This window comes from Candidatus Nitrosotenuis uzonensis (assembly GCF_000723185.1).
In the GTDB taxonomy this organism is placed as follows: domain Archaea; phylum Thermoproteota; class Nitrososphaeria; order Nitrososphaerales; family Nitrosopumilaceae; genus Nitrosotenuis; species Nitrosotenuis uzonensis.
In genome coordinates this window covers 313,031-327,193 of the sequence record NZ_CBTY010000009.1, presented here as the reverse complement: position 1 = coordinate 327,193, position 14,163 = coordinate 313,031, and the positions used below count along the sequence as shown (strand labels likewise).

Here is a 14,163-nt window from a genome sequence, read left to right as displayed (position 1 = left end):
AGGAGAGCATATTTTTTATTATGTTCTAAATTTTCCTGTGGAACGATTCGTTATATCTCCAATTTTATTGCATCAAGCCAACGAAACAAATTACTTTATCAGTTCCCATGAAATTATAATTCTAAGACTGGTGTCTGGTCTTTTGTTTTGGGGAATGATTGGTGCTATAATACAAATTGGGAAAAAACAATTCTTAAAGAAAAAGTTGTTGTAGGTGTATTTTAAGCCCACCAGTGGCTTTCTGCCGTTTTTGATGTAAGGACTTCGATCCCTATGTGCAAGCGCATCCCTTTGGGCCCACCTTCGGTTTCACAACTCTGAGAGGATCGAAGCCTTTTTTCAAAATTATCTAATTGATGAAAGATGAGCAAGATTTAAGGAAAATAATGCTAATTATTATCATGAACAAATTCGTAATCTTGTTTTGTTCAATCATTTTTGGGATGTCTGCATCTCTTACTTATGTTTCTGCATCATGTGCTCAAAATACGGATTGGCAGGAGGCTCCATGTTTTGATGTTTTACCCGTAAACCGCGAAGAATACAGAACAGCTTGGGAATCATACTATGATCACAAAGGTTCAGAGTGGATGGAACAAAAAAAGCTGGAAATGTTTGATGCAAAAAATAATGGTACATTAGCTGACTGGATGAACGACAACATTGCAAATCACAACGTGTTTTCTTATTATCACTCTATAGGAGAGATATCTTTTCCTTCAGAATATGACCGTCCTTTCTTTGAGGATGATTTCAGGTACTATGCACAGTTCCAACAAGTATTGCTGTTTATCATAATAATCGGAATAATTTTGGCGTCAATAATCGTAGGAGTATTCATAATTAAAAAACGAAAATGAAAACTGTACTCTTAGTTTCAATCATTGCCGTAATAGGAATCTCGTTTACAGCACTGGTTTTTGTATATCAGGATATGCAAAATTGTCAAGTACAAGGTGGTACAGTTACAGGATTTTTACAATGTAGCAAAAGCGATTATGATCTGGCGCAAGAATTGTTCCAGCAAAAGTATGGCCCAGTGCATGGACTTGTCATTGACGGCGCATCTTCTGCCAGAATAGAATTAACCGCCTCTGCCGTGGACGGAAGTTCAATAACGATGATAATCCATGAGGGAAGAAACGGCCCGTATAGAATAGAATTGATATGCAAGAACGAGGCTTTGGGGACGACAAAAATACCATTCGAAGACATTAACAGATATCTGCAACAGGAAGACTGTTTTTCGACACCCGACAAAGAAACTATTTCCAGACTGTTGACTCAAAACCAAATTGAATACATTCCAGACAAAATAATTGTAGCTAGTGGGCCTCTGCTTAATGGAGATCAACGGTGTGGCGCTGTAATAGATGTCAATTCTGTGACTCACTGGTTTGCAATAGACTCGATTTCAAGGCCGCAAAAGATGAACATTTTTTCTGAGAATCCAAACCCATGTAAAGTAAACACAGGGTCTTGTTTTTGTGATGTACAGGTGGATCTGACTGCATTGACATTGGATAGATTGTCATATTTCAGCCTAGAAGAGGAAGAAAAAGTTGCAAATACGCTGATAGATTATTTGGTAAACGAAAACATCAATAGGACTCCAAAATTTATGATTGGTAAATTTAACATAAACTACACCGATCCGTCTGCGATTGGATACTGTGGCGAATTAGGGGGATATAACACAATTAACTATTTTGAAGGGGCAATAGTAAATGATCAAGTCAAGGATTATGGATTAGCGAAAGAACTTTCGCCTCTATGTGCAATATCTGAAAATGCAAAATGGTGGGAGAAAAAATAATGAAGGGATACTGTAAGCGTCCCAATTCACTTTCTGTCTGTTTTAGTTTGTCGTTTTCTTTTGATTATTGATATCAATATTCAAATTATTTTGCAGGAATGGGTTTCTTTAATTTCGACTCTTCCTCATCTGCAATCTGTAAGGAAAGTTTCTTTTCCATATTCACTAGGTCCGTGACCACGGGATTCTCATAGTTGACCTTGTAGAGTTTTGCTTTTCCTATGGCCCTGTTTACTTTTACGATTCCAACGCCTTCTAAATCATCAAAATACTTGTAGAAAGTCTGCTTGCTCATACCTAGCGCGTCTATGATCTCTTTCTTTGTGAAATCATTTGTTGGAAAGTCTAGTAGGTAATCCAGAATCTTCATCTTTGGCGAGTAGCCTAGAACTCTCATTAGAAGAGACTGATTTTCCATTGTCATAGTATTACTTGATGTTTAAAAGTATATAAGTTTAGACTTCCAAAGGTATGATAAGTGTACTTATGAAACGTGAATACCCGGATCAAGAACTCAAGGCACTGATACTCAACTTCATCATGAGAAAGGGAAGATGGGGCGAGCATTATTTTCCTATTGATACAATGGCAAAGTGGCTTGGGCAGGTAGTCCAAAACAACGGCAAGAATGTTAGAAAGAAGGTTGATGAGCTGGCAAAGGACGGATATCTGATTTTGTGGAAGAGAAACACAACAGCATCGCTAAATCCAAGAGCAAAGCGCGAGATAATTGAATTCATTGAGAAATATTTGGTGGAGTGACTACTTGTTCATTGAATCTCTGTCCTGATGATATTTTGGATATTTTTAAACGAATTTTGTATAATGAAAATATGGATACTGGACATGATCTGCGAAGACCACACTGCAAAATGGCAGAGCCGGAAAAATTTGTCAGTCATTCAAATGGAACCATCTTCTACAGGTGTAAGAACTGCAACTATTTGGGAACCATCGAGGTTTTTACAGAGACCCACACATACTAACTATTTATAGAAGAAATACTATTTCTATTTAGTGAATATGCATTCATCAAATAGAAACACCAGTTTAATACAGACAGAAAATATCATTGTAAACAAGGTAGTCGAATACCTAGAGAAGAAAAGCTGGAAGGTACAGTTTGAGGTAAAAATGAGAGGCAGAATACCAGACATAGTTGCCACAAAGAACGGTGAGATAGCGGTAGTCGAAGTAAAGGGCGGCTCTGGCGACATACGCCGCGGAATAGAGCAGGCATTGCACCAAAGGAATACGGTAAATTTTTCATATCTTGCCATACCAAAGGACAGGAGCGATAACTCCATTGTGAACTCTTGTGAAAATCTGGGAATAGGATTGCTGCTAGTCAGTGATTCTGTCAAAGAGATGGTCGGTCCAACAAGAAGCGACGCCTTACCATCCGTCAAAAAACTTGTTTTTGGAGAAAAGAAGACCAAGCAGAAATCTGTTTCCATCAAGAGCTCTTTAGAACACTTGTTCAGGTCTAGATCACAGGTACTCATTTTAAAGCTGTTGTTTCTCAATGCAACTAGCGAGTTTCATATGAATGACATAGCAAGAAGAACCGGGCTTGCCCCATCAACCATAGCCAAGGAAATGCCTCAACTGCAAAACATAGGACTGGTTTCAAGAAAAAGCCAGGGGCCGTTGGTATTCTACAAGATCAATGATAAAAGCGTGATTTTTGAGGAGATGAAAAGAATATTTTTGAAATTTGAAATGCTGGACGAAGTGATAATGAAAGGACTGTCCAACAAGGACATCAAATATGCGCTCATCTACGGCTCGTTTGCCAAAGGAACGGAATCGGCCACAAGCGACATAGATCTATTGGTTGTGGGTGATATCGATGAGGACTCTCTTATGAAATCTGTATCGAAAACAGAAAGGATATCCGGACGTGAGATTAATTTCGTATTGTGGAAGGAAGAGGATCTAATGGAAAAGGCAAGGAAGAACATACCTCTCATAAAAGAGATATCAAAGACTCCGATAATGATGATAATTGGTGACGAGCATGAATTTAAGCGACTTGTTAAAGCAAGATCTGGTTGAAAAATTCGAATCTGATAAGGATCAGGTCGGAAACGAAATGGAAGGCGCAGGCAAAAATCTAGCCTCTGCAAAGAACATGCTTGGAATAGATGAATGGGAATGGGCTCATGCAGCTGCCTACAACGCAATGCTGCACGCAGGAAGGGCTCTGATGTTTTACAAGGGATACAGGCCAAAGGGTCATGACCATCATATTGCAGTGGTGAATTATACAATCGCAGTATTTTCAGCAAAATTCCCAGAAGATGTTTTGGGATATTTTGTTAGAGGTAGGAAGCTTCGACACGAATTCATGTATGACAAAGTGGATATCATAACTTCTGACAAAGCAGCCAAGATGGTAGAAAAAGCAGAAGCATTTGTGAACAAAGCAAAAGAGATCATGAAGATTTAGTCAAAATAAAAAATTAGGTTGGTGGGCTTACAATACACCAAGGCTTTCTGCCTGTTTTTGGTAGGGCTTCGATGAGCTGAGTCTAGTGAAACCCTTTGGGCCCACGGATTTTTCTTTGGTAAATTCTCCGCTCATTCCATACTTGTGTTTATATAGAAAATCAACTAATTCTAACATATGCAAAAAGTGCACAAAGAACAAGAAAAACTAAATCCAGAAATTGAAAAAAAGATTAAACTGATTGAATCCGGTAAAGCAAAAGGTAAAACTTACACACCAGATGAATATCTAAAACATGTCAACAAAGTTTTAGATGAATAATCTTTGTGGCGAATTCGACCATTCGATGATACTATAGACAAGAAACTAAAGAAGTTCAGATCAAATCAACCACTAATTAAGAATTTTACAAATTTCGTAGAAGAGCTCAAAGATGTCGATGATCCGGCCACACTAGGAGAGCCAAAGCACGGAACCTACAAAAATTGTACTGGAAGACACATGACAAAATCCCATACATTGATCTATTATGTTGATTATAAACAGAATATTGTGTGGCTAGTTGATCTTGACGATCACAAAAATCTCTATGGAAGAGATAACAGGCTCTAAATTCTTGAGTTCAAAAAATAATGAAGGGATACTCTAAGCGTCCCAATTCGCTTTCTGCAGTTTCTAATGAATTAAATCTCTTTGAGAAACTGTTCTTGAGAAATTCCGGCTTGGTCTAATATTGACCTCAACGTACTCGGTTTTATTGGGTCGTGCCTTGGCAAAGGAACAATATTTCCGGAGGAATTTTTAAGAATCATATGGCTTCCGCGTTGTCTATCTAAAACATAACCATATTTTGACAAAACTTTCAGAATTTCGCGCCAGTTGTGATTTCTTAAACTCATGTTGGAATGGTTACAACTATCTTCTCATCTGGCGGACAATCTTTTTCAATTGATTCTAAGACAAGCTGTATCACTTCCTTCATATTTGCGAGCAATTCTTCCATGGTTTCACCTTCACTAATCGCTGCAGGAAGCTCAAGACATCTTCCAGAATATCCTCCAGTTGGATCCTTTGTAGCTCGAACGGTGAATTTTCGCTCTTCTACCATGAAGTAATTTATCATGTTTGCTATATAAAATTAGGTAAGAAAAAATTGGAAAGTGGTATTGTCAGCCCACCGATGACTCTCTGCCTGTTTCTGTCAGTTTTCATCTATTACGTACTGACGCAGATCTTCATATCATCAATCATTTCGATAATTTGAAATTCTATTGAATAAATAAGGTTAAAAAAATGAAGTGATTTTGCGTCTTTTAGGCATTCATGTTGTCCTTGTTCTTCCCAGGACAAGACTTGCCTTCTTTACCTTCGTAAGTCTTCTCAGGATGGTTCTCAAGGTTTGCGCCGTCGGTGGACTCTGCAAATGCTGTGGCAATGGGGGATATCACAACTGCAAACATGGCCACCATGGCAATAACTGCCAGCATGTGGATTTTCTTAGGTGTTACCATCGTTCTCAGCATAGATGGGAAAAAATCGCTATTAAATACTTGGTAACAATGTTACTGATAATACTTAATTCAGATATCGTATCTACTACATAACATGAGGAGGAAGCAATTTTTTGCAATGAACCTTGCAGCTACCTTACTTCTATCACTGTTATTCATTCCAGTAAGCGCGGTCCAGCTTGAAGACCGCTCACATGTCCATAATCACATTGATATTGCATACAAATCACCGCACTCGCAATTTGCAGACAAGGTTCCTCTAACCACAATCAAGTGCTCTGAAGACCTTGAGCTCATTATGAAAAAGACAAACGGGATGCCTGCGTGCGTAAAGCACTCTACGGCAACAATACTACTTGAGCGAGGATGGGGTATCCATGTGCTGCCTGACTACAAAAACGAGGACAACAACTCTGATCTTCTCAAAGAGAGCAAGAGCTCGTTTGCAGTAAAGACTCTAGATGTGACCTATTTTGAAAACTATACTGGATACCTTGCAATGCCAGATACGGAAGATCAGCAGTCATTTCCTGCAATAATACTGATTCATGAGTTCTGGGGTCTTAACGAAAACATGAAAGAGATGGCAGAACAGCTTGCATCCCACGGATACTTGGCACTTGCAGTGGATCTTTACGGCGTAGAAGAGGCGGCCGCAACCTCGGATGAGGCAAGGCAGCTAATGTCTGCATACGATCAGGAACAAGGAATCAAGAACATGAGGGGTGCAGTAGAATACCTGAAGACAAACTATGGGGCACAAAAGGTTGGCTCTATAGGCTGGTGCTTTGGAGGCGGCCAGTCTCTTGTCCTTGCATTAAATGAGCAGATGGATGCGACTGTAATCTACTATGGCCGAGTCATATCGGACAAGGACCAACTATCCTCAATAAACTGGCCGGTGCTTGGAATATTTGCGGGCCTTGATACAGGAATAACTGTGGAATCTGTTAACGAGTTTGAGAAGGCCCTTGATGAGCTTGGAATTCCAAACGAGATCCACATATACCCTGATGTCAATCACGCCTTTGCAAATCCATCGGGAGCAAGGTACGCACCAGAGGAAACCAAGGATGCTTGGGAAAAGACACTTACATTCTTTGAGAGCACACTAAAGCAGTGACTAGTAGTCTATTTTTGCAATCCTGACATTACTTCCATGAGATTCTAGAAAATGCCCCAAAAAATTCTTCAGCTGCTCGCCTATTCTATATCCTAGGGCGCCCTCAAGCATTCCAGACATCTCTATTACTGACTCCATCTCGGTGCTTATCTGCACATTAAAAAAAGTCCATCCTGCTTTTGAGAACGGTTCGCCTATCTTGTATCCGTCCTTCACATCGCACTTTTTCTCAAGCTCAGCCATTGCCTTTCTAATAACTCCGATTTCTTCGTCATATTTTCTTGTGCTAAGCTGGAACAGTGGATTCATTATTGGAGTCTTTTCCAATCCCAGTTATAATCTGCGTCGGGCTCATGCTTACCTATTTACCCGGCAAAGATGCCATCAGTAGAATTGAAAAAGATATCACTTGTAGACCTGTTTTTGTGGACTATTAGGCGCAACGAAAAGGACGTGGTGAACATGTACGATTCACTCTCTGGCATAATGAAGATCTCAACTGGTGGTGACATGCTAAACTTTGGATTCTGGAACGAGAATTATGATTCCCCCCTCTCCGCGCAGAAAAACATGTGTACCGTATTTGCAAGAATGGCTAAGCTGGAATGTGGGCAAAGAATAATTGATGTTGGAAGCGGGTTTACAACTCCTGCATCAATCTGGCATGAACAGTACGATCCGCTGGAGGTAACATGTGTTGATATCAACTTTGAACATCTGCGTAACGCAAAGCAAAACCGCACGCAGCGTGCAAAAAACATGCGTGTAAACGCAACTGCTCGCATACTACCATTTTGCGACCAATCCGTTGATAGGGTAGTGGCATTGGAATCAGCACAACACTTCAAACCGCTTGAGAATTTCATCTCAGAATCGTACAGGATACTAAAAAAAGGAGGCATTCTTGCCATGGCAATACCTGTAGTCCAAAAGCCCACCTCCGTGGTGGATCTTGGGGTTCTTGCGATGACCTGGTCATCAGAGCATTATGAAGCAGCTTTTGTCGAATCTGTAATCCGGCAGCAAGGATTTGAGATCATCTCGTCAGAGAAAGTCGGCTCAAGCGTCTACGAGCCACTCACCGAATATTATGTGAAAAACCGCAAGCATCTAAAATCAAAGATTGCCGAGCAGTATCCGTTCTACGTTGAAAGAATTCTTTACAACTCACTTCAAAAAATGAAGAACGTCTCAAAGAAGAAAATAATAGACTACATGTTAATAGCATGCAAAAAATAGTTTCATTTTATCAAGACAACAGGACAATGCGCGTTTAATGCAACGCTCGTTGAAACTCTACCGAGCATCATTTCTTTTGGCATGCCCTTACCATGGGTTCCCATGACGATGTAATCGACCCTTCTGATGCTTGCAAAGGAGATTATCGACTCTGCTATCTTGGTGGATTCTAGAATCACCGAATCAAAATGAATTCCAAACTTTGCTGCAACTGCGTCCATATCTTTGAAGATCTGCTTGAGCTCCGAGTTTCTGCTTTTGCTCATTGCTTTCTGCCTACTGGGAGTGTCGTTTATCCACTCCGAGTCCTGGTCTTCATCAGTTACTGCTACGGCAATTACTGATGCGCCGTATTTTTTTGCCAGATCTAATGCGTGCCCGAATGCGCGTACTGCGTGTTTAGAGTTATCAAAAGGTACCAATATGTTTTTGACAAGTGATGTTCCTACTGCATTGCAGTGCTCAAGGTCACTGCAGACTATCTGGGGCCGCACTTCCATGCGTTTTATGACATTCTCAAGATAAAATAGACAAGTTTGTGCGTACTGAAAAGTCTACTTTGCACAGCCTCAAATCAATTTAATATGCGCATACCAAGCATGTATTGGCTGCAATGAAGAATCAGAGTTATATCTGAAGCAATGATGTGAAGGCATTTGTCTGAGCTGCCATTATTTTAAACCGACTTTCGTATACCAAAAACGAATCATTACTGACTGGATGTCTGGGCATGCACTTTCTTTAGCGTCTGCTCGCTTATCATTCTTGCTTGGTGCAAAATCTCTGCTATTTCTGAAATGTCCAAGACTTGGTGTAGGGTGACACCTTCCATTTGCAGTGCCTGATGCGCGCCTTCCATTCTGTTCACTATCACATAACAATCTGAGATCTTGGCACCTGCCTCCTTTAGTGCCTTTATCCCGTTTATGATCGAGCCTCCAGTGGTTGCAACATCGTCTACTAGAAGAATCTTCATTCCATCCTCAACTATTCCTTCTATCAGCTTGCCAGTTCCATGAGATTTTGCCTCGCTTCTGACGTATACTAGGGGTTTTACGGTCTCAAGTGCAAGTGCTGATGCGATTACTAGGCCGCCGGTTGGAACGGAGGCAACTGCATCAAAACTGTCAAAACCTATCTGCTCTGATATGAGGTTCTGTAGGTACTTTATCATGCGCCGGAACTGGTGTGGGTAGCTTGGAACTATCCTTAGGTCTACATAGTAGGAGCTCTTCTTTCCGCTTGCGAGCGTAAAATCGCCGAACCTGATGATTCCACTCTGATGCAAAAACGTTGCAAATTCTTTTACAAACTCCACACCAAAATTTACTAAACTGGATTTATTTTGCTTTGTTTTGTTGGAATATCGTGCCTGAGATCTGGTTAAACTATGGACTGACAGACGTTGTGCTGGATATAAAGGCAGAAAACCTTGATCAGAAAATAGAGTATTCCGGCCCAATACTTGATGATACGATACTATCAGAGAGGCTTGATGCAATCGATCTGAGCAAGCCGCTGGATCTTGTCGTCCTCAATTATACTGCGGCCGTGCAAAAGACGCTATTGCTGATCTACGACAAGTGTGCTCAAAAATCGGTGCCCAAGCCAAAGATATTTGCAGACAAGCAAATAATGAATTTGGTAAGATCGGGACTGCCGCAGGACGGCCAGGTGTTAGCCTTTGACGGAATGGAGAAGGCAAACCCGGATCTTGTCTTTGTTGGAGAGATGGAGTTTGACGGCCTCTTTGGGTTTAACGCTGTCTGCACAAGGCTTTTGCGACGATTCGGAAAAGACAGGATGCTTTCCGCATACGAAAAAAGACAGGGCAACCTCCCAAATTCCGGCGAGCAAACACAGAGCATTAACATTGCAAAAGAGTTTGCCGATTCATTTGATGTCTTGGCAGTCGAGCTTGTGGCCCATCAGGGAGGCATAGCCGATGTGGCAGTAGGACACCCATCAAACACACTTTCGATATCTGGAACACTGCGCACGTTTTCAAAAAAGGTAGAAAAACATAGAGCTCTTCTTATCAGCACTGGAAAGGATGCAAGCAACGATACTTTTGGTAGATCTCTTGGCTCTCTTTGGAATTGCTACAGGGCAATAAAGGATGATGGGCTTGCGATGCTGGTAGGTGAGTGCAGGGCTGGAATCGGCTCTGAGGCAATAAGGCAGTTCATAGAGGGCCGCATGAGTATAGAAAGACTGCAAAAGCCTGCCAAATATGTGGACGGAATGGAAGATCTACTGTATCTTTCTGAGATTCAAAAAAAGATTCAGATTGGACTTGTTTCAATTCTTCCTGAGCTGTATCTGAAAAAACTTGGCATTCTCTCGTTTGATGGAGTCAAAGAAACACTAGAATATGTTCTAAAGCATCAGGGTGCAAGACAAAAGATATCCCTTGTCCCGGACGGAGCAAGAATACTACTTGAACCAAATTGAGTGCGGGATCGGCGCGCACAAGAACGCTATGACTATCACTGCAATGTAAAGATACTTTCTGTTCTTTGAGAGAGGTGAGACATCATCGAGTGGTCTTACGCTAGTATTTTTTGAGCTAAACAACAGGATAAAGAGCGCCATTATGTGATATTGCAGCGCAAAAAGTAATGCCACACTACCGTATGTTGCAAAGCGGTGCATTCTCTGACCAAATAACGCCCTTGCCATGTGGCCCCCGTCAAGCTGCCAGGCGGGAAGCAGATTCAAGAACGTGATCAAAAACCCCAGCCATGCGGCAAACAATATGGGTGACATTATAACTTGAACGTCAGAGCCGCCCTTACCGTACGCAGAAAGCGCAATCTGCATTAGTATGCTATCGTTAAGCTCCTGAAGGCTTCCCTCTGGAAGGGACTGGGCCACAAACTCATCAAGAACGGGCGATGTATATGCCCCGTAAAATGATACTATTATGGCAATCACAAGACCTGCAAGCGGCCCGGCAATGGCAATATCGAACAAGATATCGCGGTTTATGGTGAGACCGCGTGACTGGATAAGGGCACCAAATGTGGGCAGTCCAATCACCGGTATTCCGGGGATAAAATAAGGCCACGACGTGCGTACCTTGTGTATTCTTGCAGCCACAAGATGGCCTGCTTCATGAACGCCAAGTATTCCTACCAGTGAAAGCGTGTACAAAGCTGCAAAGTCAAAGGGATCCCCTATGAAAGCAATTGAATTAACGCCCAATGTTCTGTAGTATCCATCAACCATGACAAATGCTACTACCACGCCAAACAGGATTCTTTGAATCTGGGCCCTTGAGAGAAATTTAAGCCCTCCTGGCTCTGGCGGTAGTCTGTTTACTTGGATTAGCAGGCGTTCATTTGATTTTTTCAGGAAGCAGACGATTCCAATACTTTCAAGCTTTTGGGCAAGCGTGACAAACTTTAGCTTAAAATCCTCGTCGTCTATCTCAAATTCCATCTTTTCCAAAGTTATGTTGATGTCTCTTACGTTGAAAATCGATGATACTATCGAGATGACCTGTTCTTGCGTTGGCTCACCCATCACAAATTCATTTGACTGCTAGCAATTAATTGATTTGTGCTATTTTCATGCTCTAACATTAAATATCTGAGCTGAAAAATTGACTCAAATGCAAATCATCCTCAGGCAGGTAGGGGATTATATTATCAGAAGGTGCGATCTTAGCGATTTAATTCCAGTAATGGAGATAAACCTGAAGACTCTGCCGGAGCACTACTCGGATTATTTCTATGAAAGTCTGCTTGCGGAAATGCCGGAAGCGTTTTTGGTTGCAGAAAAAAATGGCAAGCTAGTAGGGTACATAATGTGTAAAACAGAATACGGATTTTCAAACTTTAAGAAACTTGGCTTTGTTAAAAAGGGCCACGTGGTATCTGTGGCAGTACTTGAAGAACATAGGAGGTTTGGTCTTGGACGGGCCATAATAGAGGAGGCAATTAATGGTGCAAAATCAAAGCGTTGCGATGAGCTGTACCTTGAAGTCAGATGCAGCAACAATGACGCAGTCAGGCTTTATGAAAAGATTGGATTTGTAATAAAACAGAGACTAAAGGCGTACTATCGCGACGGCGAGGACGCTTTTTTGATGGCAATAGAGTTTGAGTACTGATTTAGCCTAAAAGACCAAGATCGTCACTTGATCTTAGCGTCAGGGTTCCTCGTATGGCCTTGATTTTTCTTAACTTGTACACAAGCGCCTTTTTCAACTCTTCATTCGAGTCTGATTCTAGCGTTACTAGTATATCATACTGGCCGTCGGTTTCCTTGATGTCAGTGACCGTGCTTATCTTGCGAATTTCTTCGACTGCTTCCTTTGTCTTTCCCTCAAAACATGTTACCAGAACGAAAAGCTTTGATTGCTCGCCATCTTGATTCTCTGACACGCTATCGCTCCGCCTTTGAGGTATCGGCATAGTGTATGGTTCTCTGTGGGAACGGAATTTCTATTCCTGCTTCGTCGATATCTTTTTTGATATCCTTGAGCAAAGTCGGTCCAACATCATCCCAGTTGTCTCGAGGAATCCAGGTGAGAACCTTCAAGTTCACGCTAGAGTCACCTAGTGAGTCGGTTCTAACTTCGGGCGCAGGCTCACGCAATATGTACTGGTTTTTTGAGACTGCCTTTCGTATTACGCTGATTGCGTTATCGACGTCTTCTTTGTATGCTATTCCTACCATGACTTCAATTCGTCTTACTTCGCTACCTGAAACATTTCTTATCTCAGATGTGAATACTTTTTCATTGGGAACGCGCATTATTGATCCATCAAAGAGCCTTATCCGTGTGGAAAATATTGTGACATCCATGAGCCTGCCGTAAATGTTGCTTGCCTGAATCTCTATCAAATCTCCCGTCTTTGCAGGTCTATCAAACATCAAAAATATTCCTGATATGGCGTTGGAGACAACTGACTGCGTGGCAAATCCTATCACTATACCAAATATGCCTCCTGCTACCATCAACCCGCTAAGATCTATTCCTTGGCTGGTTGTGACAGCAAGCAGCGTCATGATTATGATGCCGTAATAGAGAAGCTTGTGCAGATTTTTTGCGGTATTATCTGGCAGATTTGCGGCAAAATATTTTTTGAATATGGTGCTTATGATCCTGGCGATGATAACACCAACTATCATGATTATGGCGCCTAAAATCAGAGAGCCTACGGCAATTTCGTTTCCAAGAATATTGACTGTGTTGCTATCTGAGAATATCTCCCAGCTCATCTAGTCAAATCCCCTTTCCATGGAAAATTTGTAGTCAGTTTTTTGCGTATCGCGTATTGCTTTCTTCCATCCCTCTATTCCTGTTATGGGGTTTTGTACCATGTCTATTACGCGCACACCTATCCTGTTTTTTATTATCGCGTCAAGGCCGTCCATCATTACGTTTGTCTTGTGAAAATGAAGATCATGATCGGTCACGGGAAATACAAGCTTTCCTACAAAAACTCCTTCGTCTGACTCGTTCACAATTTTGATCTTCATTTGTGCATGCATAAATAACTGCTGAATAGTCGGAGATTCTAACTCTATCCGCGCATATTTGCAGAGCTTTCCTTCTTCTGGATTTCCATAAAGAGCAAAATGAGTGCCTACAGGGTCACAGGAAAACCCGTCTATCAGCCCTGAATGTTCCTCCTCGACAAGAAATATTCCTGTCTCTATTGGAAACGATACTATTACTTCCATCGAAGAGTTTTGCGATATATAGATCTGTTCATTGAATCGTATGAAAAAAAAATCCGTTTTGTATGTGGGCGTATGTATTGGTAAAATTGGCATCAGTCCGATCTGAAAGTCTGCTGTTTTAGGGTGAATTATTTTCTTGATTATTTCTTCACCAAATGACTCTCTTTTGTAGGAAAAACTGTTATCGTTTAGCTGTCTGCATGTTATCTTTTGACTTGGCAGGTTCATCACAAGCTCTTCTTTAATCATGTATCTGCCAAATTCTGGATAGTCATTGCCAGCTAGGCTTGAAAACTCACTAGTGGACATTTTGTAAATACTCAGG

The 14,163-nt window shown here is 41.3% G+C and carries 23 protein-coding genes; 12 read left to right on the top strand and 11 right to left on the bottom strand.

Annotation, left to right across the window (positions count from 1 at the left end; genetic code table 11):
* Nucleotides 1-443 precede the first annotated feature (443 nt).
* Both NITUZ_RS09725 and NITUZ_RS07130 read left to right on the top strand, forming a co-directional pair.
* A complete protein-coding gene (locus tag NITUZ_RS09725; RefSeq protein ID WP_155991470.1) occupies nucleotides 444-860 on the top strand; it encodes a hypothetical protein in 417 nt (138 codons plus the stop codon).
* A complete protein-coding gene (locus tag NITUZ_RS07130; RefSeq protein WP_048196603.1) occupies nucleotides 857-1,816 on the top strand; it encodes a hypothetical protein in 960 nt (319 codons plus the stop codon). Before NITUZ_RS09725 ends, NITUZ_RS07130 begins: the two co-directional genes overlap by 4 nt.
* A gap of 85 nt (nucleotides 1,817-1,901) precedes the next feature.
* On the opposite strand, the gene NITUZ_RS07125 is transcribed toward NITUZ_RS07130, so the two are convergent.
* Nucleotides 1,902-2,240 (bottom strand): winged helix-turn-helix domain-containing protein, encoded by a 339-nt coding sequence (locus NITUZ_RS07125; protein ID WP_048196602.1) that lies wholly within the window; start codon nucleotides 2,238-2,240, stop codon nucleotides 1,902-1,904.
* A 62-nt stretch (nucleotides 2,241-2,302) separates the two neighbouring features.
* Here NITUZ_RS07125 and NITUZ_RS07120 point away from each other — a divergent pair, with 62 nt between their 5' ends.
* The 6 genes from NITUZ_RS07120 to NITUZ_RS07105 all read left to right on the top strand — a co-directional run bounded on the left by NITUZ_RS07120 (nucleotide 2,303) and on the right by NITUZ_RS07105 (nucleotide 4,880).
* Nucleotides 2,303-2,578, top strand: a complete 276-nt coding sequence (locus tag NITUZ_RS07120; RefSeq protein WP_048196601.1) for a hypothetical protein — start codon at nucleotides 2,303-2,305, stop codon at nucleotides 2,576-2,578.
* 71 nt (nucleotides 2,579-2,649) lie between these two features.
* A complete protein-coding gene (locus tag NITUZ_RS10040) occupies nucleotides 2,650-2,802 on the top strand; it encodes a hypothetical protein (protein WP_155991467.1) in 153 nt (50 codons plus the stop codon).
* A gap of 37 nt (nucleotides 2,803-2,839) precedes the next feature.
* Nucleotides 2,840-3,874, top strand: coding sequence for a nucleotidyltransferase domain-containing protein (locus NITUZ_RS07115; RefSeq protein ID WP_048196600.1), 1,035 nt, complete (start codon nucleotides 2,840-2,842; stop codon nucleotides 3,872-3,874).
* Nucleotides 3,837-4,268, top strand: a complete 432-nt coding sequence (locus NITUZ_RS07110; protein WP_081844899.1) for a HEPN domain-containing protein — start codon at nucleotides 3,837-3,839, stop codon at nucleotides 4,266-4,268. Before NITUZ_RS07115 ends, NITUZ_RS07110 begins: the two co-directional genes overlap by 38 nt.
* 177 nt (nucleotides 4,269-4,445) lie before the next feature.
* Nucleotides 4,446-4,589: a hypothetical protein gene (locus NITUZ_RS10035; protein ID WP_155991464.1), complete on the top strand. Its 144-nt coding sequence runs from the start codon at nucleotides 4,446-4,448 to the stop codon at nucleotides 4,587-4,589.
* A gap of 3 nt (nucleotides 4,590-4,592) precedes the next feature.
* Nucleotides 4,593-4,880: a hypothetical protein gene (locus NITUZ_RS07105; protein WP_048196598.1), complete on the top strand. Its 288-nt coding sequence runs from the start codon at nucleotides 4,593-4,595 to the stop codon at nucleotides 4,878-4,880.
* A 71-nt stretch (nucleotides 4,881-4,951) separates the two neighbouring features.
* On the opposite strand, the gene NITUZ_RS09855 is transcribed toward NITUZ_RS07105, so the two are convergent.
* The 3 genes from NITUZ_RS09855 to NITUZ_RS07095 form a co-directional block, all read right to left on the bottom strand.
* The gene (locus NITUZ_RS09855) at nucleotides 4,952-5,167 is read right to left on the bottom strand and encodes a type II toxin-antitoxin system HicA family toxin (RefSeq protein WP_081844898.1); all 216 of its coding nucleotides are present in this window, start codon (nucleotides 5,165-5,167) and stop codon (nucleotides 4,952-4,954) included.
* Nucleotides 5,164-5,376 carry a type II toxin-antitoxin system HicB family antitoxin gene (locus NITUZ_RS07100; RefSeq protein WP_048197014.1) on the bottom strand — a complete coding sequence of 71 codons (213 nt, stop codon included), beginning with the start codon at nucleotides 5,374-5,376 and terminating at the stop codon, nucleotides 5,164-5,166. Before NITUZ_RS07100 ends, NITUZ_RS09855 begins: the two co-directional genes overlap by 4 nt.
* Before the next feature lie 205 nt (nucleotides 5,377-5,581).
* Nucleotides 5,582-5,779, bottom strand: a complete 198-nt coding sequence (locus NITUZ_RS07095; protein WP_048196597.1) for a hypothetical protein — start codon at nucleotides 5,777-5,779, stop codon at nucleotides 5,582-5,584.
* Between the two features lie 94 nt (nucleotides 5,780-5,873).
* Between NITUZ_RS07095 and NITUZ_RS07090 the strand changes: the two genes are divergently transcribed.
* Nucleotides 5,874-6,902, top strand: a complete 1,029-nt coding sequence (locus NITUZ_RS07090; protein ID WP_244443839.1) for a dienelactone hydrolase family protein — start codon at nucleotides 5,874-5,876, stop codon at nucleotides 6,900-6,902.
* On the opposite strand, the gene NITUZ_RS07085 is transcribed toward NITUZ_RS07090, so the two are convergent.
* Complete coding sequence (locus NITUZ_RS07085) at nucleotides 6,903-7,229, bottom strand: hypothetical protein (RefSeq protein ID WP_244443838.1); 327 nt, start codon at nucleotides 7,227-7,229, stop codon at nucleotides 6,903-6,905. It lies immediately after the preceding gene.
* Nucleotides 7,230-7,280: 51 nt separating this feature from the next.
* On the opposite strand from NITUZ_RS07085, the gene NITUZ_RS07080 reads away from it, so the two are divergent.
* On the top strand, nucleotides 7,281-8,141 hold the full coding sequence (locus tag NITUZ_RS07080; RefSeq protein WP_048196596.1) for a class I SAM-dependent methyltransferase: 861 nt from the start codon (nucleotides 7,281-7,283) through the stop codon (nucleotides 8,139-8,141).
* Nucleotides 8,142-8,143: 2 nt separating this feature from the next.
* Here the strand turns inward: NITUZ_RS07080 and NITUZ_RS07075 are convergent, their stop codons facing one another.
* Both NITUZ_RS07075 and pyrE read right to left on the bottom strand, forming a co-directional pair.
* A complete protein-coding gene (locus tag NITUZ_RS07075; RefSeq protein WP_048196595.1) occupies nucleotides 8,144-8,641 on the bottom strand; it encodes a universal stress protein in 498 nt (165 codons plus the stop codon).
* A 209-nt stretch (nucleotides 8,642-8,850) separates the two neighbouring features.
* Nucleotides 8,851-9,459, bottom strand: a complete 609-nt coding sequence (gene pyrE, locus NITUZ_RS07070) for an orotate phosphoribosyltransferase (RefSeq protein WP_048196594.1) — start codon at nucleotides 9,457-9,459, stop codon at nucleotides 8,851-8,853.
* A 50-nt stretch (nucleotides 9,460-9,509) separates the two neighbouring features.
* Here pyrE and NITUZ_RS07065 point away from each other — a divergent pair, with 50 nt between their 5' ends.
* On the top strand, nucleotides 9,510-10,595 hold the full coding sequence (locus tag NITUZ_RS07065) for a nickel-dependent lactate racemase family protein (RefSeq protein WP_048196593.1): 1,086 nt from the start codon (nucleotides 9,510-9,512) through the stop codon (nucleotides 10,593-10,595).
* On the opposite strand, the gene NITUZ_RS07060 is transcribed toward NITUZ_RS07065, so the two are convergent.
* Nucleotides 10,578-11,669, bottom strand: a complete 1,092-nt coding sequence (locus NITUZ_RS07060; RefSeq protein WP_048196592.1) for a site-2 protease family protein — start codon at nucleotides 11,667-11,669, stop codon at nucleotides 10,578-10,580. The genes NITUZ_RS07065 and NITUZ_RS07060 overlap by 18 nt on opposite strands.
* Before the next feature lie 88 nt (nucleotides 11,670-11,757).
* Here NITUZ_RS07060 and rimI point away from each other — a divergent pair, with 88 nt between their 5' ends.
* A complete protein-coding gene (gene rimI, locus NITUZ_RS07055) occupies nucleotides 11,758-12,258 on the top strand; it encodes a ribosomal protein S18-alanine N-acetyltransferase (RefSeq protein WP_048196591.1) in 501 nt (166 codons plus the stop codon).
* Nucleotide 12,259: 1 nt separating this feature from the next.
* Here the strand turns inward: rimI and NITUZ_RS07050 are convergent, their stop codons facing one another.
* Genes NITUZ_RS07050 through NITUZ_RS07040 form a run of 3 tightly spaced genes read right to left on the bottom strand, consistent with a single transcriptional unit; the run spans nucleotide 12,260 to nucleotide 14,147 of the window.
* Nucleotides 12,260-12,532: an Lrp/AsnC ligand binding domain-containing protein gene (locus tag NITUZ_RS07050; RefSeq protein ID WP_048196590.1), complete on the bottom strand. Its 273-nt coding sequence runs from the start codon at nucleotides 12,530-12,532 to the stop codon at nucleotides 12,260-12,262.
* 1 nt (nucleotide 12,533) lies between these two features.
* Nucleotides 12,534-13,373, bottom strand: coding sequence for a mechanosensitive ion channel family protein (locus tag NITUZ_RS07045; protein WP_048196589.1), 840 nt, complete (start codon nucleotides 13,371-13,373; stop codon nucleotides 12,534-12,536).
* A complete protein-coding gene (locus tag NITUZ_RS07040) occupies nucleotides 13,374-14,147 on the bottom strand; it encodes a DUF432 domain-containing protein (RefSeq protein ID WP_048196588.1) in 774 nt (257 codons plus the stop codon). It abuts the gene before it with no gap.
* Between the last annotated feature and the right edge of the window lie 16 nt (nucleotides 14,148-14,163).

What these genes read in the sequence shown, in the direction of transcription:
- NITUZ_RS09725 (WP_155991470.1), top strand. Translation starts at nt 444, where the DNA reads ATGTCTGCATCTCTTACTTATGTTTCTGCATCATGTGCTCAAAATACG.
- NITUZ_RS07130 (WP_048196603.1), top strand. Translation starts at nt 857, where the DNA reads ATGAAAACTGTACTCTTAGTTTCAATCATTGCCGTAATAGGAATCTCG.
- NITUZ_RS07125 (WP_048196602.1), bottom strand. Translation starts at nt 2,240, where the DNA reads ATGACAATGGAAAATCAGTCTCTTCTAATGAGAGTTCTAGGCTACTCG.
- NITUZ_RS07120 (WP_048196601.1), top strand. Translation starts at nt 2,303, where the DNA reads ATGAAACGTGAATACCCGGATCAAGAACTCAAGGCACTGATACTCAAC.
- NITUZ_RS10040 (WP_155991467.1), top strand. Translation starts at nt 2,650, where the DNA reads ATGGATACTGGACATGATCTGCGAAGACCACACTGCAAAATGGCAGAG.
- NITUZ_RS07115 (WP_048196600.1), top strand. Translation starts at nt 2,840, where the DNA reads ATGCATTCATCAAATAGAAACACCAGTTTAATACAGACAGAAAATATC.
- NITUZ_RS07110 (WP_081844899.1), top strand. Translation starts at nt 3,837, where the DNA reads ATGAATTTAAGCGACTTGTTAAAGCAAGATCTGGTTGAAAAATTCGAA.
- NITUZ_RS10035 (WP_155991464.1), top strand. Translation starts at nt 4,446, where the DNA reads ATGCAAAAAGTGCACAAAGAACAAGAAAAACTAAATCCAGAAATTGAA.
- NITUZ_RS09855 (WP_081844898.1), bottom strand. Translation starts at nt 5,167, where the DNA reads ATGAGTTTAAGAAATCACAACTGGCGCGAAATTCTGAAAGTTTTGTCA.
- NITUZ_RS07100 (WP_048197014.1), bottom strand. Translation starts at nt 5,376, where the DNA reads ATGGTAGAAGAGCGAAAATTCACCGTTCGAGCTACAAAGGATCCAACT.
- NITUZ_RS07095 (WP_048196597.1), bottom strand. Translation starts at nt 5,779, where the DNA reads ATGGTAACACCTAAGAAAATCCACATGCTGGCAGTTATTGCCATGGTG.
- NITUZ_RS07090 (WP_244443839.1), top strand. Translation starts at nt 5,874, where the DNA reads ATGAGGAGGAAGCAATTTTTTGCAATGAACCTTGCAGCTACCTTACTT.
- NITUZ_RS07080 (WP_048196596.1), top strand. Translation starts at nt 7,281, where the DNA reads ATGCCATCAGTAGAATTGAAAAAGATATCACTTGTAGACCTGTTTTTG.
- NITUZ_RS07075 (WP_048196595.1), bottom strand. Translation starts at nt 8,641, where the DNA reads ATGGAAGTGCGGCCCCAGATAGTCTGCAGTGACCTTGAGCACTGCAAT.
- NITUZ_RS07060 (WP_048196592.1), bottom strand. Translation starts at nt 11,669, where the DNA reads ATGGGTGAGCCAACGCAAGAACAGGTCATCTCGATAGTATCATCGATT.
- rimI (WP_048196591.1), top strand. Translation starts at nt 11,758, where the DNA reads ATGCAAATCATCCTCAGGCAGGTAGGGGATTATATTATCAGAAGGTGC.
- NITUZ_RS07045 (WP_048196589.1), bottom strand. Translation starts at nt 13,373, where the DNA reads ATGAGCTGGGAGATATTCTCAGATAGCAACACAGTCAATATTCTTGGA.
- NITUZ_RS07040 (WP_048196588.1), bottom strand. Translation starts at nt 14,147, where the DNA reads ATGTCCACTAGTGAGTTTTCAAGCCTAGCTGGCAATGACTATCCAGAA.